General features: G+C 41.8%; 15 protein-coding genes. 8 read left to right on the top strand and 7 right to left on the bottom strand.

Annotated elements, in window-relative coordinates; genetic code table 11:
* Positions 1–42: 42 nt before the first annotated feature.
* A complete protein-coding gene (gene trhA / locus HLH14_RS10070) occupies positions 43–684 on the bottom strand; it encodes a PAQR family membrane homeostasis protein TrhA (protein WP_067723664.1) in 642 nt (213 codons plus the stop codon).
* 102 nt (positions 685–786) lie between these two features.
* Between trhA and HLH14_RS10065 the strand changes: the two genes are divergently transcribed.
* The gene (locus HLH14_RS10065) at positions 787–2,013 is read left to right on the top strand and encodes a class I SAM-dependent methyltransferase (RefSeq protein WP_067723663.1); all 1,227 of its coding nucleotides are present in this window, start codon (positions 787–789) and stop codon (positions 2,011–2,013) included.
* Between the two features lie 57 nt (positions 2,014–2,070).
* Positions 2,071–2,502, top strand: a complete 432-nt coding sequence (locus HLH14_RS10060) for a GNAT family N-acetyltransferase (protein WP_067723662.1) — start codon at positions 2,071–2,073, stop codon at positions 2,500–2,502.
* An 80-nt stretch (positions 2,503–2,582) separates the two neighbouring features.
* Here the strand turns inward: HLH14_RS10060 and HLH14_RS10055 are convergent, their stop codons facing one another.
* The 4 genes from HLH14_RS10055 to HLH14_RS10040 form a co-directional block, all read right to left on the bottom strand.
* Entirely contained in the window at positions 2,583–2,852 is a 270-nt protein-coding gene (locus tag HLH14_RS10055; protein WP_067723661.1) for a hypothetical protein, read from the bottom strand.
* A gap of 290 nt (positions 2,853–3,142) precedes the next feature.
* Complete coding sequence (locus HLH14_RS10050; protein ID WP_067723660.1) at positions 3,143–5,278, bottom strand: 3-hydroxyacyl-CoA dehydrogenase NAD-binding domain-containing protein; 2,136 nt, start codon at positions 5,276–5,278, stop codon at positions 3,143–3,145.
* Positions 5,279–5,571: 293 nt separating this feature from the next.
* Entirely contained in the window at positions 5,572–6,777 is a 1,206-nt protein-coding gene (locus HLH14_RS10045) for an acetyl-CoA C-acetyltransferase (protein ID WP_067723659.1), read from the bottom strand.
* A 165-nt stretch (positions 6,778–6,942) separates the two neighbouring features.
* Complete coding sequence (locus HLH14_RS10040) at positions 6,943–7,953, bottom strand: AraC family transcriptional regulator (RefSeq protein WP_067723677.1); 1,011 nt, start codon at positions 7,951–7,953, stop codon at positions 6,943–6,945.
* Positions 7,954–8,195: 242 nt separating this feature from the next.
* Between HLH14_RS10040 and HLH14_RS10035 the strand changes: the two genes are divergently transcribed.
* From HLH14_RS10035 to HLH14_RS10010, 6 genes are all read left to right on the top strand, one after another.
* Positions 8,196–9,314 carry a CaiB/BaiF CoA transferase family protein gene (locus HLH14_RS10035; RefSeq protein ID WP_067723658.1) on the top strand — a complete coding sequence of 373 codons (1,119 nt, stop codon included), beginning with the start codon at positions 8,196–8,198 and terminating at the stop codon, positions 9,312–9,314.
* Between the two features lie 140 nt (positions 9,315–9,454).
* On the top strand, positions 9,455–10,720 hold the full coding sequence (locus tag HLH14_RS10030; RefSeq protein ID WP_067723657.1) for a carbohydrate porin: 1,266 nt from the start codon (positions 9,455–9,457) through the stop codon (positions 10,718–10,720).
* A 167-nt stretch (positions 10,721–10,887) separates the two neighbouring features.
* Positions 10,888–13,296, top strand: a complete 2,409-nt coding sequence (locus HLH14_RS10025) for a glucose/quinate/shikimate family membrane-bound PQQ-dependent dehydrogenase (protein ID WP_067723656.1) — start codon at positions 10,888–10,890, stop codon at positions 13,294–13,296.
* A gap of 365 nt (positions 13,297–13,661) precedes the next feature.
* Positions 13,662–16,061, top strand: coding sequence for a glucose/quinate/shikimate family membrane-bound PQQ-dependent dehydrogenase (locus HLH14_RS10020; RefSeq protein ID WP_171533033.1), 2,400 nt, complete (start codon positions 13,662–13,664; stop codon positions 16,059–16,061).
* A gap of 333 nt (positions 16,062–16,394) precedes the next feature.
* Entirely contained in the window at positions 16,395–18,038 is a 1,644-nt protein-coding gene (locus HLH14_RS10015) for a nitrite/sulfite reductase (protein WP_067723654.1), read from the top strand.
* Positions 18,031–18,516: a DUF934 domain-containing protein gene (locus HLH14_RS10010; RefSeq protein ID WP_067723653.1), complete on the top strand. Its 486-nt coding sequence runs from the start codon at positions 18,031–18,033 to the stop codon at positions 18,514–18,516. Before HLH14_RS10015 ends, HLH14_RS10010 begins: the two co-directional genes overlap by 8 nt.
* 77 nt (positions 18,517–18,593) lie before the next feature.
* Here the strand turns inward: HLH14_RS10010 and HLH14_RS10005 are convergent, their stop codons facing one another.
* Positions 18,594–19,043: a VOC family protein gene (locus HLH14_RS10005; protein WP_067723652.1), complete on the bottom strand. Its 450-nt coding sequence runs from the start codon at positions 19,041–19,043 to the stop codon at positions 18,594–18,596.
* Between the two features lie 254 nt (positions 19,044–19,297).
* Complete coding sequence (locus tag HLH14_RS10000; protein WP_067723651.1) at positions 19,298–20,473, bottom strand: thiolase family protein; 1,176 nt, start codon at positions 20,471–20,473, stop codon at positions 19,298–19,300.
* Between the last annotated feature and the right edge of the window lie 95 nt (positions 20,474–20,568).

Genomic DNA, 20,568 nt, shown 5'->3' with positions numbered 1-20,568 from the left:
GTCCACGGATTTAGGGTTACTAAAAAATGTAGAAATAGAGGGTTATATCACGTAAAGACAGATCGCCAAGAAATGTGATCCAGCGCCAATCAATACAAATACATGCCAGATAGCATGCGTATATCTTACTCTTTTTAAAGCATAAAACAACGCACCAATGGTATAAGCCAGTCCGCCAATGACGAGATAGGTCAAGGCTTGAGCACTTAGAAAGCGTTGCATGTCATCCATGACCAGCAATGCAAGCCATCCCATAGCCAGATAGGCGATGAGAGAGATCTTCTGGAAACGATGAATGAAAACTAACTTGAATAGTGTACCAATGACGGCAATCACCCAAAGTGCAATTAACAGGTACTGCGCTTTTGCCGTCGGAAGTGCGATAGACAAGAACGGGGTATAGGTTCCAGCAATCAGATAATAAATTGCAGTATGATCCAGTTTTTTGTACCAACCGCGACGCTGTGGCGATTCGGCATAGTGATATAAGCTTGAAGCGGCAAAGAGTAAAATCAGGCTCAATGCATAGACACATAGGCCAATAAATTGTCCTAGCGGTAAATAACTGCCTTTAATCAGCATGAAAATACTGGCAATGGCTGCCAAAAGTGCGCCAAGTGCATGACTAATCGCATTTATTTTTTCTTCTTGTGGATCGTACGTCTGCAAGTTAGATGTATTCATCGCTTATTTTCTGTAATTAAAAATACACTTGTATAGTAATGAAATTTTACCTTTAAAGTAAGAAGTTTTACACTGATCACTTAATTTACTCGAGTTATCTGTATGTCTCAATTGGCTTCTCCTTTTATTCAGGAACAACAATTCTTAGATGCTTTTCTGCAAGCCATTGAAACACAAAGTTTTGATCGAATGATTCTGAGCCAGTATAAAGGCGAACTTGAAAATCTGGAGAAAATAACCTTGCGAGTCATTTCACTGCAAGGGCAGGCTGTTTTAAGTTGTTTGTATCGTTATAAGACTCAAGATGTCACCAAAAACTATCCTTTAGCGGAAGCCAGCCAGCTCATTCAAGATTTATTGGCTCAATGTAAACAAGCCAATCTGTTTACCATTGAAGAAGAGTTGCAACTTAAAAAGAACAAGAAAAAAGCCATGCTGACGGTGAGTAAAAACAAATCTGCAGCAAAGGCACAGAAGGTAGAAAATCAACAAGGGCATGACCGCACGAAACATCGCTATGTCGATCAGGACAGTTATTTTTTACAGCCTTTAGGCATTACTGACGCAAAAGCGCAAATTATTCCAAGCATGGCGCGTAAATGGAAACAGATTAATAAATTTGTGGAAATTTTCTCGGGTGCTTTGGATCAAATCACAAAACAGGATCATGCTTTGCATGTGGTCGATTTTGGTTCGGGTAAGGGTTATCTCACTTTTGCCTTGTACGATTATCTGGAAAAGCAGGGTCAAACGCCATTTGTTACCGGTGTTGAGCTGAATCCGAAAATGGTGGAGTTCTGTCAGAAGGTTGCTGAAGAGTCTCAATTTACCCAACTGGATTTTTTCCAGGGCGATGTACGCACCTATCAACCTGAACACCTGGACGTGATGATCGCTTTGCATGCCTGTGATGTGGCGACTGACTTTGCCATTCACACCGGTATTCGTTTAAACGCACAAATGATTATGTGCGCGCCGTGTTGTCACAAGGAATTACGTCCACAGCTCAAAAGCCCGGAAGTGTTGAAACCAATGTTGCAATTTGGCATTCATTTAGGTCAACAGGCGGAAATGCTCACCGATACCATTCGTGCTTTATTGCTTAAAGCCTATGGCTATGAAACCAAAGTATTCGAGTTTGTGGCTTTGGAACATACCAGTAAAAACAAGATGATCTTGGCGACCAAACGTAAAGATTATCAAGAACCAGATCAGGCGGTATTGGCTCAGATTCAAGCCTTAAAAGAGATGTATGGCATTCAAAAGCATTCGCTTGAATTATTGCTGAATAATCAGTGGGATCAGCAGGATATTGGCTGTAAGTGTTAATTTAAAATGAATAAAGCAGTCGCAAGGCTGCTTTTATTTGTAGGAAGATGATTTTTGATGAGCCCATTTACGATACGCACAGGCCGCTGGGATGAGTTGCAAAATGACGCAAAACTGATTCGTGAGCAGGTATTTATTCATGAACAGCAGATTCCGGTTGAAGATGAATGGGATGCTGAAGATGCAGTATCCGTGCATTTCGTGGTTTACGATCAAGATCAGCCGATTGCGACAGCACGATTATTACAAAATAACAGCGTCGGACGTGTGGCGGTGCTGAAATCGTATCGTGGCGTAGGCATTGGAAAGTTGCTGATGCAACAAATTATTCAGCAAGCCAAACATGAACAGCGCGAATTTTTAAAGTTGTCTTCACAGGTGCATGCCATTCAGTTTTATGCGAGTTTGGGTTTTAACGTTGAAGGTGAGGAGTATCTGGACTGTGCTATTCCACATATTGATATGCGACTGGTATTGACTGGCATTTAGCGATTAAAAATCAGTTTTGAAAACATAAAAAGCCACTCAAAGTGGCTTTTTATTTCAGGATTCGACCATGATGCTCGGAATCAGTGACCAGCCCCATGTTCAGCTGATTTTTCAGTTTCTGTCATTGCAGCATGTTCTGCTTCAGTCATATTCATTTCAGCTGCAGTCGGTTCTGATGCAGCAGACGTCGCAGCTTGTTGTGCCTGCTTTTGTTTTTGGCTCGGCATGTAATCAGGTTCGTTGCTTATTGCAAGATAGAAAAACCCCATGAAAAAAGCGCCTAAAATACAAGCAATAATCAGGGCTTTCCAACCCCAAGGGGATTTTTCAGGAGAAGAATTGTTAGTCATAGAACACACCAAAATGGATAAAAATAAATCAGAATCTATGTGACTTTATAGCACAGAATAGAATGAAAGCCGACTCATAACTGACTAAACCATTCATTTAAATAAGGGATTAAAAATTAATTTTAAGAGATGGATCTTTGTTTAAGTGAGATCGAAGTTTATATCAGGCTTAGGCACGAAGACTTAAAAGATGGGTACATATTTTTAATGATCAAAAAAACTTTAAAAGTATTAACGCCCTTATCTTCAATAAAAAGAAAGGGCATTAATGCTTTATAGCATAAGTCGTGTTATGAAATTTTCTCGCCAGAGTGCAGTTTATCTTTCAGCAATTGTGGCGCTTTAAAACGCTCACCATATTTGGCTTCAAGTGTATTGGCACGGAATAAGGCTTTTTCCAAACCATATTGATTCAGATACTGTATGGCTCCACCTGTCCATGGCGCAAAACCAATGCCGAAAATAGAACCGACATTGGCATCCACAACCGACTCCAGTACGCCTTCTTCATAGCAGCGCAAAGTATCCAGCGCCTGAACAAACAGGAAACGGTCAATCATTTCCTGTTCGGATATCTCCAGGTCTTTTTTCCAGTGGCTTAAACCCGCCCATAAATGTTTTTTACCACCTTCAGGATATTCATAGAAACCCGCACCCGCTGCTTTACCTTTACGGTTAAATTGGTGAATCATGCTTTCAATCACATCATCAGCAGCGGAACGTGGCAGGTCTTTGCCTTCAGCTTGCAGGGCTTTTCGCGTCTCAGCAGCGACATGTTCAGAAAGTGTTAAAGACACTTCATCCTGAATGGCAAGTGGCCCGACAGGCATACCGGCTTTGAGTGCTGCCATTTCAATTTTGGCAGGATGAACCCCTTCAGCAAGCAATCGTAAACCTTCTTGCACAAAAGTTCCAAAGACACGACTGGTGAAGAAACCACGACTGTCATTCACCACAATCGGCGTCTTAGCAATTTGCTGCACAAAATCAAAAGCCTTAGCTAAGGTTTCATTTGATGTGTTTTTTCCTTTGATGATTTCTACCAGTTGCATCTTATCGACAGGGCTAAAGAAATGCAGACCAATGAAATTGCTCTCATCTTTAGACGCCTTGGCGAGTCCTGTAATTGGCAAGGTAGAGGTATTCGATGCCATCACACCGCCATCGATCAAATAGTTTTCAGCCTCTTGGGTGACTTTGGCTTTCAGTTCTGGATTTTCAAACACCGCTTCAATGATCAGCTCACAGCCTTGTAAATCTTCTGCAGCAGCTGTAGCGGTAATTAAACTTAAAACTTGATCGCGTTTTTCAGCGCTTAAACGACCTTGAGAGACTTTTTTATCCAGCAGCTTTTGGCTGTAGGCTTTGCCTTTTTCTGCAGCCTCTATAGATACATCTTTTAGAACAACCTGAATGCCTTTAGAGGCTGTGGCATAAGCAATTCCTGCACCCATCATCCCGGCACCTAAAATACCGACTTTTCTGGCTTTCCATTTTGCAATGTCTTTAGGGCGGCTTGCACCTGATTTAATCGCGTTCAGACCATGCCAGAACGTGCCAATCATATTTTTGGAAATCTGACTGGTCGCAAGGTAGGTGAAATAACGCGATTCGATAGTGAGGGCTGTGTCGACATCAACCTGCGCACCTTCAACTGCAGCCGCCATAATCGCTTCAGGGGCCGGGTAGCAGCCTTTGGTTTTGTCACACAGTATTGCAGGTGCAATCGCAAGCACCTGAGCGACAGCAGGTGTTTTTGGGTCGCCGCCTGGAATTTTGTAGCCTTTGACATCAAACGGTTGTTGCGATATTGGATTGGATTTAACCCAGGCAATGGCTTTGTCTAACAGTTCTTGTTCAGTTTCCACAATATCGTGAATTAAGCCTAAAGACTTGGCTTTATCGACAGAAAATTGTTTGCCTTCCATCAACAGTGGAAATGCATTTTGCAAACCGAGTAAGCGCACCATACGCACGATCCCGCCACCACCCGGAAGTAAACCTAAAGTCACTTCAGGTAAGCCAAATTTCGCTTTTGTGTCATTCAGTGCAATACGATGGTGACAACATAAAGCCAGTTCCCAACCGCCACCCAGCGCCGTGCCATTGAGTGCTGCAACCACAGGAATACCACGCGTTTCGATATAACGCAGTTTGGCTTTCATCTCTTCAATCATGTGGAAGAATGCTGTGGCATGATCCGGCTCTACCTCAATCAGTTCATCCAAGTCACCACCGGCAAAAAAGGTTTTTTTCGCTGATCGGAAAATAATCCCTGAAATCTCTGCATCTGCCTGTAGTCTGGAAACAATATCTTCCAGCGCCACACGGAAATCAGCATTCATGGTATTGGCAGATTGGTTGGGAGAATCTAAGGTTAAAATGACGATATTGTCCGCATTTTTTTCATATTGAATTGCGCTCATAAATTTTTTTATCCAAATAATAATGAGATGAATTCGGAAGAAGTTTTTTGTCTCTAATTTTGGAAATTCCTATTACAGCAGCGTCTTTCCAAATTCATCTAAATTTAGGGTTTAACCTTCGGTTCGACCTACTTTTGTTTTGGCAAAAGTAGGCAAAACCATTTGTCATCCACGAAACCTGTTTAGCTTTTGCATTTTTCTTAGCCGTCGCAGAAACATTTTTTTCTAATGAAGGGTAGGTTGTGGATGACGCTTTACATCTATCAAAGTTTAGGGTTATTTATCGACTAGCTTTATACCAATTCAATAATGGTTGCGATGCCCATACCGCCACCGACACATAACGTGGCCAAACCACGTTTTTTGCCCTGACGTTCCAGTTCATCAAGTAGCGTTCCCAGAATCATTGCACCGGTCGCACCCAGTGGATGTCCCATGGCAATTGCACCACCATTGACATTGACTTTGGCAGGATCAACCTTGAGTTCGGTAATAAAGCGCATCACCACTGCGGCAAAGGCTTCGTTGACTTCAAACAGGTCGATGTCATCAATCCTTAGACCGGCTTTTTCCAAGGCTTTACGCGCTGCAGGTGCAGGGCCGGTCAGCATGATGGTTGGATCAGAGCCAACCAATGCCGTTGCTAAAACTTTGGCACGTGGTTTTAAACCTTGTTCTTTCACCGCTTTTTCTGAAGCAATTAAAACAACTGCTGCACCATCGACAATGCCCGATGAATTCCCAGCATGATGCACATGATTGATTTGCCCGACTTCTGGATATTTTTGCAGGGCAATCGCATCGAAGCCCATTTGTCCCATCATGGCAAAACTTGGATTGAGCTTGGCTAAACCTTCCGCAGTGGTGGTCGGTTTAATAAATTCGTCTTGAGCTAAAATCGTCACGCCAGCTTTGTCTTTTACAGGCACAATCGATTTATTGAAATAACCCTTGGCTTGCGCTGCGGCAGCTTTCTTTTGCGAGTTTTCGGCAAAAGTGTCGACATCTGAACGCGTATAACCATCAATGGTCGCAATCAGGTCTGCACCAATCCCTTGAGGGATAAAGTCGCATGCCATATTGGTTTCAGGGTCAAGTGCCCAAGGACCGCCATCTGAACCCATCGGTACGCGAGACATTGACTCTACACCACCGGCAACCACGATATCTTCCCAGCCCGAACGGACTTTCATGGCCGCCATATTCACGGCTTCAAGTCCTGATGCACAGAAACGGTTGATTTGTACACCCGCCACATCATTGTCCCAACCTGCAGCAATGGCTGCCGTTTTGGCAATATCTGCCCCTTGATCACCAATTGGTGTTACACAGCCCAGCACAATGTCATCGACTTTAGAAGTGTCGAGTTGGTGACGATCTTTCAGTTCATTGAGTAATGTTGTGAGTAGGGTGATCGGTTTCACTTGATGCAGTGAACCGTCTTTTTTTCCTTTTCCGCGTGGTGTGCGAATGGCATCAATGATGTAGGCTTCGCTCATAGCTGTTCCTTTGTTATGACTTTTAAATTGTTATACTTTTCGAGTGTAATGATTAATTTGTGAAGTGCAATGACGAGAACGGATCAGATCAAATGACTTTTTTTGCCAATAAAAAAAGCCCAGACATACTAGTCTGGGCGGAGAAACTGCAATGAATCTAAAAGATTAATGATAGCCGTGTAATTGGCGATACAATCCTGGTGTTACTCCAGTCCATTTCTTGAATGCACGGTGGAAGGTACTGGTTTCACTGAAACCGACTTGTTGTGCCACATCTTCCAAGGTTAAGCCCGGGTTGAGTAAAAGGTGAATGGCAGCATCACGGCGTAATGCATCTTTAACCCCTTGATAGCTTTTACCTTCAGCAGCCAAACGACGACGTAAAGTTTGTGGCGACAAGTACAGCATAGATGCCACATCATTCAAGGTTGGCATTTCTTCACCAATTTGGCTTTTGAGTACTTCACGAATACGTGAAGTTAAAGAGTTGGTATTTTTGAATTTAACCAGTAATTGAGCCGGTGCCGCTTTTAAGAATTCTTCCAGATTTTCTTCAGTTTGACGCAGTGGTAAATCCAGATAATCTGCTGCAAACGTAATTTCGGTACGTGCTGCATCAAACTGCATCACCGGTGCGAAGAAGAGGGCATCGTATTCATCGGCATGAGCAGGGCGTGGATAGCCGAAGTGCACACGTTCCAGTGGAATACGGCGTTCAATTAGCCAAGAGGCTAAACCGTGCCAAATCATCAACATACTTTCGGTAATGAAATGGTCGGGATCCATGCTTTGGGGAACATGAGGAACCAGACGTGCTTCGTGTTTATCACGTTCTATAGTCACTGACCATTCATCACCAAACAGTTTATAGAATTGTGCAGAAAGATCTAAAGCGTCTCCTAGCGTTTTCGCGTGAATAATCAACTGACACATAATGGCAAAAGTGCCCAAGCGACGTGGCTGTATATCAAAGCCCATATGTTCGTCTTGAGTCACCATCCATAACATTTTAATAAATCGGGTGTATTGCTCAGGAGAAATACGTGCTTTAGGTTGACGTAATAAGTCGGGTTCAATGCCTACATGTGACAATAAAGTTTCGACGTCCATACCTAGACGTTTTACGCCTGTTAAAGCCGCATTCACGAAGTGGATACTAATCGTATCGCGACTTATATTAAAGTCATCAGTTTCTTTATCTTTTATATTCACTTGTAGTTGACCTAATTTTATATTCACTTGTAGTTGACCTAAATGACACTAAAAAATGTTTGGTTGGCAATTTACAATATATATTTTACCTTATCTACATATTAAATTGCCGAAATGATCAAGGTAAATGGCTGAACATGACATTGTTTTGTTGCATTTATATTTCTAATATGGGGAAAAAATCAACATAAAAGAGTAAAAAGAACATGGAAGCTGCTTTAAAAGGATTAAAAGTTCTCGATTTTTCTACGCTTTTGCCGGGACCATTCGCTACATTATATTTAGCTGACTTGGGTGCAGAGGTTATTCATGTGGAATCGCCAACACGTCCGGATTTAATCCGTTTATTGCCACCTTATGCCAATGGACAAGCGACTGCGCATAGTTATTTGAATCGAAATAAACAATCCATAGCGCTGGATTTAAAAGATCCTGAAAATATTGCTTCCATTAAACAGAAAATTTCTGAATTTGACATTGTGATTGAGCAGTTCAGACCCGGAGTAATGCAACGGCTTGGCTTGGATTATCAAAGCCTTGCCGCAATTAATCCGCGACTGATTTATTGTTCCATTACCGGTTATGGGCAAACCGGACTCTATAAAGATAAAGCTGGTCATGACATCAATTATCTCGCACTTTCTGGAATTTCAGGACATAGCGGTCGGCAAGACAGTGGTCCACCGCCCATGGGCATTCAAATTGCAGATGTTGCGGGTGGTTCTTTACATGCAGTGATTGGAATTCTATCTGCAGTGATTGAACGGCAACGCAGTGGACAGGGGCAATATATTGATATTTCGATGACCGATTGTGTGGTGACCTTAAATAATATGGCGGCAGCAGCATCACTGGCAGGAAAAACTAAACAATATGCTGAACAAGGGCATTTGAATGGCGGAACTTTTTATGATTACTATCAGACCAAAGATGGCCGCTACCTATCTGTGGGGAGTTTAGAACCTCAATTTATGTCTGGTTTAGCCACCATTTTGGAACTTCCTGTGCTTCTGGAAAAAGGCGCTTCTTTCGATGAGTCAGATCGACAACTGGTCAAGCAAGCCATTCAAGACAAAATAAAATCCAAAGCTTTTGTCGAGTGGCAGGCAATTTTTGCAGCGCAAGACGTTTGCGTTGAACCTGTACTGTATTTGGATGAGGCACTTGATTCGGAACTTGCCCAACAACGACAATGGACAGTCGAGATCCCTTTGGATACAAATTCAGAACAGACAGAGCAACAGTTAAGCTGTCCAATTAAGTTCTCCCGATCAAAAAATGTCTATAATTTCGCTGGACAGCGACTCGGGGAAGGGAAATGGTGATGGATTTTTCTATTTTTTATCAAACGGTTAAAAACATTTAATCAACCGGATAAAAGATTGTGAAGAAAAAAGTGACCAATTTCACAAAAAACAGGCGTAACATATACAAAATACATATAAATATTATCATGGTTTCTTATATGCACTTTTCTCCCAAAGCCCTGGCAGTTTCGGTTGCATTAACTGCTTTCTTATCTAGTGTTTCTGCAGCACATGCAAGTGATGCATTTAACGCGGAAAGCCCGTGGATGTTCGGTGACTGGGAAGGTCAGCGTACTGCATTGCAAAAACAAGGTTACGATTTCAGCTTTGGTTATACTGGTGAAATGGCAACTTTGCTCGATGCAAAACGTGCATCAAGTCACGGAACTGAATACGCAGACCAGTTTGTAATTGGTGCGCACTTAGACTTAGAAAAGATTGCCGGTTGGAAAGATACTGAAGCCCAAATTAATGTAACTAAGCGTAACGGTCGTAACCTTTCAAACACTTCTGATGCTTTAAATGGCCAATCTACGGGTGTGGAAAATGGTCATTTAAGTTCTGTACAAGAAGTATGGGGCCGTGGTCAAACTTGGCGTTTAACTGATTTTTGGATCAAGAAAAAATTCTTAGAGCAAAAATTAGATGTGAAAGTCGGTCGTTTTGGTGAAGGTGAAGACTTCAACAGTTTTGACTGTGATTTCCAAAATCTGGCGCTTTGTGGTTCACAAGTGGGTAACTGGGTCGGTGATCAATGGTACAACTGGCCTGTAAGCCAATGGGCTGCACGTGTGAAATACAACGTAACGCCTGAAGTCTATGCTCAAGTCGGTGTATATGAATACAACCCTGAAAATTTAGAACGTGGCAAAGGCTTTAACCTGAGTACTGATGGTTCTCATGGTGCAATTATTCCTGCAGAAATCGTTTGGACACCGAAAGTCGGTACTGAAAAACTTCCGGGTGAATACCGTGCAGGTTATTACTACAGCACTGCTGATGCAGAAGTAATTAGTAATAAAGCCGAAACAGATCATCATCAAGGTGGTTGGGTGGTTGCGAAGCAACAACTGACTGCACATCAAGGTGACACTTCTCGTGGCTTAACGGGTTTTGTGAATCTCACTGTTCATAATTCTGAAACTAACAACGTTAGCGATATGCAAAACATCGGTTTTGTATATAAAGGCGCGATGGATTCACGTCCTAAAGATGAAATTGCAGTCGGTGTTGCACGTATCAACATGAACGATGATCTGAATGATCAACGTAGTGAAGAAATTGATGCAGAAATTTACTACGGTTTACATGCAACCAATTGGTTAACGATCCGTCCAAACGTTCAATATATTCGTCATGTAGGCGCGTATAAGAACGGCGAAAATGCTTGGGTTGGCGGAATCAAGTTCCAAACTGCATTCTAAGGTTCATACAGAGTCTTAAAAAATTAGAGGTCATCACCAACTGTGATTACCTCTAATTTTTTTTAAAGGGGCTCGTTTTGTAACTGATGTACATACGGTTAATCAAAAGGGTTATGAAGAATCTTTTTGATTAACCATACTGAAAATCAAAGATTAAGGTGGTTCATATGAGTAACCCATCTACAGGAACAGGAATGCGTACATTTAGCGTCATTATTTTGGCGATATTTGCGTTAATCCTGTTGATAGGCGGTATCTGGCTAGCGGTGCTAGGCGGTTCAATTTATTACATCGTTGCCGGTTTATTATTATTGGTAACTGCAATTCTTCTGAAGAAATCGAATTCGAAAGCATTTTTTGTGTATGCCGCATTAATGCTGGGTACGGTCATTTGGGGTGTTTGGGAAGCAGGTACTGACTTCTGGGCACTTGCACCACGTTTCGATATCTTGGGTTTACTGGGTTTATGGTTGTTGATTCCTGCGATTTCTCGCGGTATCAACGATGCTAAAACAGGTAAAATTGCCTTGTCTGGCACTTTGATCATTGCCATTGTGGTAATGATCTATTCAATTTTTAATGATCCACAAGAAATTAATGGTGAAATTAAAACTGCACAGCCTAAACAAGCGCAAGCCATTACTGGTGTAGCTCCTGAAGATTGGCCTGCTTATGGTCGTACTCAAGCGGGTGTGCGTTATTCTCCGTTAAATCAAATTAACAGCGACAACGTTAAAGATTTACAAGTCGCCTGGACTTTCCGTACTGGCGAAATGAAAACTGAGAATGACTCGGGCGAAACCACCAATCAGGTCACTCCAATTAAAATTGGCAATAACATGTTTATGTGTACGACACATCAACGTTTGATTGCACTTGATCCTGCCACAGGTAAGGAAAAATGGAGTTTTGATCCGAAGTTAAAAGCGGATAACACCTTCCAGCATTTAACCTGTCGTGGTGTTTCTTATTTTGATGCGAACAACACTGTTCAATTCGCAAAAAGTCTAGAAAGCAAACGCTCAACGTCGACACTTTGTCCACGTAAAGTCATTCTTCCTGTGAATGATGGCCGCCTTGTTGCAATCAATGCAGACAATGGTCAGCGTTGTACCGACTTTGGTAACAATGGTGAAGTCGATCTTCAAAAAGACATGCCATTCCCGTATCCAGGTGGTTATGTACCCACTTCACCTCCAGTGATTACCGGAACAACTATCATCATTGGTGGTTCAACCACAGATAACTACTCAACAGAAGAACCTTCTGGTGTGATCCGTGGTTATGATGTAAACACCGGTGAACTGCTTTGGGTATTTGATACTGGCGCGGAAGATCCGAATCTAATACCTGCTCCTGGTCAAAAATATGTTCAAAACTCACCAAATGCCTGGGCACCTTTGGCTTACGATGAAAAATTAGACATCGTATATGTACCAACAGGTGTAGGCACTCCGGATATCTGGGGGGGTAATCGTACTGAGCTTGCTGAGCGTTATGCAAATTCAATGCTTGCACTTAATGCATCTACAGGTAAATTAGTTTGGGACTTCCAAACCACACATCACGATTTGTGGGATATGGACGTACCATCACAACCTTCTTTAGCTGACATCAAAGATAAATCTGGCAACATCGTGCCTGCAATCTACGTATTGACTAAAACAGGGAATGCCTTTGTTTTAGACCGTCGTACAGGTGAAGCAATCGTTCCGATTACTGAGAAACCAGTTCCACAAACGGTGAAACGTGGTCCACAAACCAAAGGTGAGCGTTATTCACCCACTCAACCGTTCTCTGATTTCGATCTTGCACCACAAGATAAATTGACGGATAAACAAATGTGGGGCGCAACCATGTTTGACCAGTTAATGTGTCGTGTTTACTTCAAATCATTGAACTATGATGGTATTTATACACCACCTTCTGAAAACGGTACTTTAGTGTTCCCAGGTAACTTGGGGGTGTTTGAATGGGGCGGTATGTCTGTCAACCAAGACCGTCAAGTTGCAGTGATGAATCCAATTGGTTTGCCATTTGTGACGAAACTTATTCCTGCAGATCCAAACCGTAAACAAACTGCCAAAGGTGCGGGTACGGAAGCGGGTGTTCAGCCGATGTATGGCGTGCCTTACGGGGTGGAAATTAAAGCATTCTTGTCACCACTGGGTTTACCTTGTAAACAACCGGCTTGGGGCTTCGTAGCGGGTGTTGATCTCAATACACATGACGTGGTTTGGAAAAAACGTATCGGTACAATCCGTGACAGCCTACCAAACCTGTTCCAGTTACCAGCACTTAAAATTGGTGTTCCTGGTCTAGGTGGTTCAATTTCTACCGCGGGTAACGTCATGTTCGTTGCGGGTACTCAGGATAACTATATCCGTGCCTTCAATGTGAGTAACGGTGATCAATTGTGGGAAGGTCGTTTACCGGCAGGTGGCCAAGCAACTCCAATGACTTATGAAGCGAATGGTAAACAATACATTGTGATTATGGCAGGTGGTCATGGTTCATTCGGTACTAAAATGGGTGACTATTTAGTAGCGTATGCTTTACCAGATCAAAAAAAATAATTATTAAAATTAAAAAAGCCTGATTCGTCAGGCTTTTTTAATGTCAATATAAAAAATTGGGGCTGTAATAGATAGTATTGTGATAATCTATACTTATAAAGATAACTAGATGTAAATTAAATAGAAAAATTCAAAAAAACTATGAGGATTTTTTGTTGCTTGAAGGCAATAGTACTGCTATTGCGATAGAATTCAGCTGATTTATTAAGAGTACAATCGAATTATGCTAGGTGCTTAGAGGACAAGTCTCTTTATGCAGGTCGTTTTAACTCAGATCTTTAACATCTAAAAACTACAAAAAATTGCTCATATTTAACTTTAAGTATGAGCTTTTAAAAAAAAGAATCTTAAAAATAGGGGGAAATATGGCTACTTCAGGTTCAGTTCTAAAAACGATTTTGGTCATCGTGGCCATCATTTTCGGTTTAGTGCTGCTGATTGGTGGAATATATCTTGCAGTGCTTGGTGGGTCTTGGTACTACATCATCGCAGGTTTATTCTTCATCGCTACTGCAATTTTATTGCAAAAATTAAAAAGTTTGGCACTTCTTGTTTACGCAGCTTTTGTATTAGGTACTGTGGTATGGGGACTTTGGGAGGTTGGTTCTGACTTCTTCGCGTTAGCGCCTAGGTTAGATATTCTCGGTATATTTGGTCTTTTTTTACTCATTCCTGCAGTGACTCGCGGATTCGAAAATACAAAAGGTGCAAAACTTGCCCTGACCGGAACATTGGCAATCACAATTGCAGTAATGATCTACTCTATCTTTAATGATCCTCAAGAAATTCATGGTGAATTAAGCACCAAACAGCCTGCAATATCGCAACCTATTCTGGGTGTTGAAGATGGTGACTGGCCAGCTTATGGTCGTACCCAGTCTGGATTGCGTTATTCTCCATTGGCTCAAATTAACGATCAAAATGTAAAAGATCTTCAAGTCGCTTGGGAATATCATACTGGCGAAAGTAGAACTGAAAATGATTCTGGTGCAACAACCAATCAGGTTACTCCAATTAAAGTGGGTAACAATCTTTATCTCTGTACCATGCATCAACGTTTAGTTGCTTTAGACCCAGTCACAGGTAAAGAAAAATGGAGCTTTGATCCTAAACTCAAAGCGGATAATACTTATCAGCATTTAACTTGTCGTGGTGTGTCTTACTATGATGTCAACAACACGGTTGGTTTCGAAGCAAGCCTGCAAAATAAAAAATCATCATCAGCACTTTGCCCACGTAAAGTGATCTTGCCTGTCAGTGATGGTCGTCTGGTGGCAATCAATGCAGACAATGGTCAACCTTGTAGCGACTTTGGTAAAAATGGCGAAGTTGATCTGCAAAAAGACATGCCATTCCCGTATCCGGGCGGTTATATCCCAACCTCTCCACCCGTGGTTACAGGGACTACCATCATCATTGGGGGGTCAACGAATGATAACTATTCTACTGAGGAGCCATCGGGTGTAATCCGTGGTTATGATGTCAATACCGGTGAACTTCTTTGGGTGTTTGATACGGGTGCTGAAAATCCGAATGCAATTCCTGCACCGGGTCAAAAATTCGTTCAAAACTCGCCAAACGCATGGGCACCATTGGCCTATGATGCTAAATTGGATATCGTCTACGTTCCAACGGGTGTCGGTACGCCTGATGTCTGGGGTGGTCACCGTACCGAGTTAGATGAACGTTATGCAAACGCAATGCTTGCGCTAAATGCTTCAACAGGCAAGTTAATTTGGGACTTCCAAACTACCCATCACGATTTATGGGATATGGACGTACCGTCTCAACCGACATTGACTGACATCAAAGACAAATCTGGCAACATTGTTCCTGCAATCTATGTATTGACCAAAACAGGGAATATCTTTGTTTTAGACCGTCGTAATGGTCAACCAATCGTTCCGATTGAAGAACGTGCGGTTCCACAAACGGTGAAACATGGTCCTCAAACCAAAGGCGAACGTTATTCTCCTACACAACCGTTCTCTGATTTTAATATGGGGCCTAAAGAGAAGTTGACGGATAAACAAATGTGGGGTGTCACTATGTTTGACCAGTTGTTGTGTCGTGTATCTTTCAAAAAATTGAACTACGATGGCATGTATACACCACCTTCTGAAAATGGGACTGTGGTCTACCCGGGTAACTTGGGTGTATTTGAATGGGGCGGTATGTCTGTGAACCCAGACCGTCAAATTGCAGTGATGAACCCGATTGGTTTGCCATATGTGACTAAACTTATTCCTACAGATCCAAATCGTCCAAAAATTGCTAAAGGCACAGGTATAGAAGCTAGTGTACAGCCAATGTATGGCGTTCCTTATGGTGTAGAAATCAGTGTATTCTTTTCACCATTAGACCTACCTTGTAAACAACCGGCTTGGGGTTATGTTGCTGGTGTAGATTTGAATACCCATCAAGTGGCGTGGAAGCGTCGTATTGGTACCATCCGTGACAGTATGTCGAGTATTCCATTGCCGCCACTTAAAATGGGTGTGCCAATGCTTGGTGGTTTAATTTCTACAGCGGGTAACGTGATGTTCATTGGAGCAACACATGATTATTACCTCCGTGCCATCAATGTGACGAATGGTGATGAACTTTGGAAAGGTCGTCTACCTGCAGGTGGCCAAGCAACCCCAATGACTTATGAAGAGAATGGTAAACAATACGTTGTGATTATGGCTGGTGGTCATGCTTCATTTGGTACCAAAATGGGCGATTCCATCATGGCTTATGCTTTACCTGATCAAAAGAAATAATCATTAAAATTTTAAAAAGCCTGATTCGTCGGGCTTTTTTATTGGGTAAATTTAAACATTTTTAAAAATTTCATTTTCTTAATATAAAAATAGAGAAGTTTACTCGCTTAGATTTTTACATTAATGCTTTATATGAAAAATAATGATAAGCAAGTGAAAACAACATCAAATCTGATTAAAGGCAGCATGATTCGGCTGTATCGCGCTATATCAGTGAAATCCCGACATGCTTATCAATAAAACCGCTATTAAATATGTAAAAAACGCATTTTGTTGATAGTTTAAATCTCGTTATGCTGTCAGCCGTTATAATGAACCTACTAGCTGTACGCCATGTATTTATATACTGATTTCGATCAGCAACTGATCAATGAACGTGTTGCACAGTTCCGTGACCAAACGGAACGTTATTTAGCGGGTAAATTGACGGAAGATGAATACCGTCCGCTACGTCTCCAAAATGGTTTATACGTGCAACGCTATGCGCCAATGTTACGTATTGCTGTGGCTTATGGTCTGATGAATTCGAACCAACTTCGTAAAATTTCGGATTTGGCTAAAGAATATGACCGTGGTTATGCACACGTATCAACACGTCAAAACATTCAGTTTAACTGGCCTGCACTAGAAAATGTGCCTGACATGTTGGCAGAACTTGCAACAGTTCAAATGCATGCCATTCAAACATCGGGTAACTGTATTCGTAATACCACAACTGACCAATATGCAGGTGTGGTTGCCGGTGAGATTGCTGACCCGCGTCCGACCTGTGAATTGATTCGTCAATGGTCAACCTTCCACCCGGAATTTGCTTTCTTGCCGCGTAAATTTAAAATTGCGGTGTCTGCATTGGCTGAAACAGACCGTGCAGCAGTTTCATTCCATGATATCGGTGTGTATATCGTGAAAAATGAAGCAGGCGAGATCGGCTATAAAATTAAAGTCGGTGGTGGCCTCGGTCGTACACCAGTGATTGGTAGCTTTATTCGTGACTTCTTGCCACGTGAAGATTTAATTGCTTATCTTGAAGCAGTCCTTCGTGTGTATAACTTGCACGGTCGCCGTGACAACAAATATAAAGCACGTATCAAAATTTTGGTAAAAGCGTTAACCCCTGCAGTATTTGCTGAAAAAGTTGAAGCTGAATTTGCCCATACTATTCAGACCTTGAAAATTCAGCCTGAAATCTTGAAAAAATTGGATGAAGAATTCACGCCATTTGATTATCAAGATTATGCAGATGAAGATTTTGCTGAACAGTTCGCTGCGCATCCTAAATTCAAGCAATGGTTCAACATCAACACCAATGCACATAAAGTGAAAGGCTATCGTATTGTTACGATTTCACTTAAACGTGCCGGTATTGCACCGGGTGATATGACCGTTGAAGAAATGAATTTGATTGCAGATCTTGCAGACAAATATACTTTCGGTGAACTTCGTACCACACACGAACAGAATATTTCATTGGTTGATGTGCCGCAAAAAGACCTGTTCGAATTGTGGCAAATTCTTGAGCAAAACAACCTTGCACGTGCGCATATTGGTTTCTTAACAGACATCATTTGCTGCCCGGGCGGTGACTTCTGCTCGCTAGCAAATGCAAAATCAATTCCGATTTCTGAAGCAATCTCGCGTCGTTTCGATGACTTGGATACCGTATATAACTTGGGTCACATCGACTTGAATATTTCAGGTTGTATGAATGCCTGCGGTCATCACCATGTCGGTAATATTGGTATTTTAGGTGTCGATAAAAAAGGCGCTGAATTCTACCAAATTACTTTAGGTGGTAATGCCGATCATGATGCTTCAATTGGTGACATCTTGGGGCCATCATTTGCAGCAGACCGTGTACCTGACGTGATTGAAGAAATCCTAAATACCTATCTTGATTTGCGTACTGAAGGTGAAGAGTTTATCGAAACCTACCGTCGTGTTGGCATTCAACCATTCAAGGAGCGTGCATATGCTTAATACCGCACTAAAAGTGCTCTCTAAAGATGGCACAATTGCAGACAACACTTATCAATTGATTGGTGAAGATGGTGTTTTACCGCAAGGTGATGTTGTTCTAACTGTAGAGCAGCTTGATCAATTGGCAAATGTATCTGGCAAAAAAGCCTTATACATTACTGTTGATGCTTCTCCTGAAGTCAATGAATTTCCGCTAGATGAGCTTGATGCAATCTTTATTGAATTTGCAGGCTTTAATGATGGTCGCGGCTATTCATTTGCAGCGCTTTTACGCCGTCAAGGCTATCAAGGTGAACTTCGTGCAACTGGCGATATCTTTAAAGATGTGCTGAACTATTTAAAACGTTCAGGCTTCGATACTTTCGTGATTAAAGAAGGTAAAGATATTCATGAAGCTGCTGCGGGTTTAAATGATTTTAAAAATCCGTACCAGGCATCAACTGCGGTTGCACAAGCACATTATCAAACAGGTGTTTAATCTAAATTAAGTTGCTGTAAAAAAAAAGCCGGATTGATTCCGGCTTTTTTATGCATGGTATATAGGAGAATTTAATATCACATTGCTTCTAGTTGACAGTTCACCATCCATTTAATTCCAAACTGATCGGTAAAAGCACCATACAGCGCACCCCAGAAAGTCTTTTCTAAGGGCATTTCAATTTGACCATTCACAGATAAAGCATCAAACAAGCGTTTTGCTTCAGCTTGCTCATCAGCATTCAGATTAATCGAAATATAGTGATTATTACCTTTAGTGAAAGGGCTATTGCTTTGCGCACAGAATTGATCATTGGTATCGGATGCCATCAATTCTGTAAACTCATTGATCGGTAGCGAAACATGCAGAATAAGATTTTTATCTGCTTCAGATAGCGTGACACCTTCTTCAGGCGGCATTTCACCATAACGGGTCAGATTCGAAAACTCGCCACCAAAAACAGATTTATAAAAATTAAATGCGGCTTCAGTTTCACCTTGGAAATTCAGGTAATGATTGAGTTGCATGGGAAAGCCTATTTTTTGTTTTTTGATGGTTCTAATTTAACAGGGTTGAACATAATAAAAGATGAAAAAGTGTAAGCATAAAAAAGCCCTCAAAAGAGGGATTTAAAATGCCCCTCCTTTTTCAAAGGATGAGGAATAAAATTCCGTAAGAGGGGAGGATTGTAAAAGCCCCTCTCTCTAGCTCTCTCTCTTGCATTTCAATTTAAAGCAGTGCTTTAAATATCATTCAGGGAGAGAGCATTAAAAACAATACATTAAAGCAACTCAATCGCTACAGCAGTCGCTTCACCACCACCGATACACAGTGCAGCAATACCTTTTTTACCGCCGGTACGTTTAAGTGCATGAATCAAAGTCAAAATAATACGAGAACCAGTTGAACCTACTGGGTGGCCAAGTGCGCACGCACCACCATAAATATTAACTTTAGCTGGATCAAGCTTGAAATCATCCATTGGACACATAGTCACCATGGCGAATGCTTCATTAATTTCCCAAAGGTCAACATCTTGCGCATCCCAACCAGTTTTGTTTAACACTTTTTGGATTGCGCCAACAGGTGCAATAGTAAATTCAGAAGGGTGTTGAGAATTTGATGCATAAGCCACAATTTTCGCCAAAGGTTTTAAACTTTTTGTTGTTGCATTGTCTGCTGAAGTAAGTACAAGGGCAGACGCACCATCTGAAATTGAACTGGCATTAGCTGCAGTAATGGTGCCATCTTTAGCAAATGCAGGACGTAATGTTGGAATTTTTGCAATGTTGGCATTAAAAGGTTGTTCATCCTTATTTACAACCACATCACCTTTACGTGTAGAAATCGTCACAGGAACAATTTCATCAGCGAAGTAGCCTTCATTGACTGCAGTTTGTGCGCGTTCTAAGGAACGAATGGCAAAATCATCCATTTGTTCACGTGTATAGCCACGTGTATTTGCCATATCTTGTGCAAAAGAGCCCATGAGACGACCTGTTTCAGCATCTTCAAGGCCATCAAGGAACATGTGGTCTTTTACATCACCATGGCCCATACGGTAACCCACACGTGCTTTGGTCAATATATAAGGTGCATTGCTCATTGATTCCATACCGCCTGCAACCACAATTTCAGCAGAACCTGCTTTAATCATATCGGCAGCTTGCATCACGGCTTTCATACCTGAACCACAAAGTTTGTTGATGGTGACTGCGCCAGTTGAATCAGGCAGACCAGCTTGTCGCATTGCCTGACGTGCAGGACCTTGCTTTAAACCGGCAGGAAGTACGCAGCCCATAATGACTTCTTCGACATCAGTTGGTTGTAATCCTGCACGAGCAATGGCTTCCTTAATTGAAGCTGCACCAAGTTCAGGTGCTGTTACATCCGCTAAGCTACCTTGAAAACCGCCCATAGCTGTACGTGCGCCATTTACAATTACGATGTCTGTCATTTTTTTCTCTCCGAGATTTACTTTTTAGTGGATTATTTTCCAAACTTAAGCAGTATATTGAAAAATGAGCAGGAATAAAGTCTGTTTGTTCTACA

Source organism: Acinetobacter terrae, from assembly GCF_013004375.1.
In the GTDB taxonomy this organism is placed as follows: Bacteria; Pseudomonadota; Gammaproteobacteria; order Pseudomonadales; family Moraxellaceae; genus Acinetobacter; species Acinetobacter terrae.
The sequence above is the reverse complement of the archived record's forward strand: the minus strand, read 5'-3'. Positions and strand labels throughout refer to the sequence as shown.

What these genes read in the sequence shown, in the direction of transcription:
- trhA (WP_067723664.1), bottom strand. Translation starts at nt 684, where the DNA reads ATGAATACATCTAACTTGCAGACGTACGATCCACAAGAAGAAAAAATA.
- HLH14_RS10065 (WP_067723663.1), top strand. Translation starts at nt 787, where the DNA reads ATGTCTCAATTGGCTTCTCCTTTTATTCAGGAACAACAATTCTTAGAT.
- HLH14_RS10060 (WP_067723662.1), top strand. Translation starts at nt 2,071, where the DNA reads ATGAGCCCATTTACGATACGCACAGGCCGCTGGGATGAGTTGCAAAAT.
- HLH14_RS10055 (WP_067723661.1), bottom strand. Translation starts at nt 2,852, where the DNA reads ATGACTAACAATTCTTCTCCTGAAAAATCCCCTTGGGGTTGGAAAGCC.
- HLH14_RS10050 (WP_067723660.1), bottom strand. Translation starts at nt 5,278, where the DNA reads ATGAGCGCAATTCAATATGAAAAAAATGCGGACAATATCGTCATTTTA.
- HLH14_RS10045 (WP_067723659.1), bottom strand. Translation starts at nt 6,777, where the DNA reads ATGAGCGAAGCCTACATCATTGATGCCATTCGCACACCACGCGGAAAA.
- HLH14_RS10035 (WP_067723658.1), top strand. Translation starts at nt 8,196, where the DNA reads ATGGAAGCTGCTTTAAAAGGATTAAAAGTTCTCGATTTTTCTACGCTT.
- HLH14_RS10030 (WP_067723657.1), top strand. Translation starts at nt 9,455, where the DNA reads ATGCACTTTTCTCCCAAAGCCCTGGCAGTTTCGGTTGCATTAACTGCT.
- HLH14_RS10025 (WP_067723656.1), top strand. Translation starts at nt 10,888, where the DNA reads ATGAGTAACCCATCTACAGGAACAGGAATGCGTACATTTAGCGTCATT.
- HLH14_RS10020 (WP_171533033.1), top strand. Translation starts at nt 13,662, where the DNA reads ATGGCTACTTCAGGTTCAGTTCTAAAAACGATTTTGGTCATCGTGGCC.
- HLH14_RS10015 (WP_067723654.1), top strand. Translation starts at nt 16,395, where the DNA reads ATGTATTTATATACTGATTTCGATCAGCAACTGATCAATGAACGTGTT.
- HLH14_RS10010 (WP_067723653.1), top strand. Translation starts at nt 18,031, where the DNA reads ATGCTTAATACCGCACTAAAAGTGCTCTCTAAAGATGGCACAATTGCA.
- HLH14_RS10005 (WP_067723652.1), bottom strand. Translation starts at nt 19,043, where the DNA reads ATGCAACTCAATCATTACCTGAATTTCCAAGGTGAAACTGAAGCCGCA.
- HLH14_RS10000 (WP_067723651.1), bottom strand. Translation starts at nt 20,473, where the DNA reads ATGACAGACATCGTAATTGTAAATGGCGCACGTACAGCTATGGGCGGT.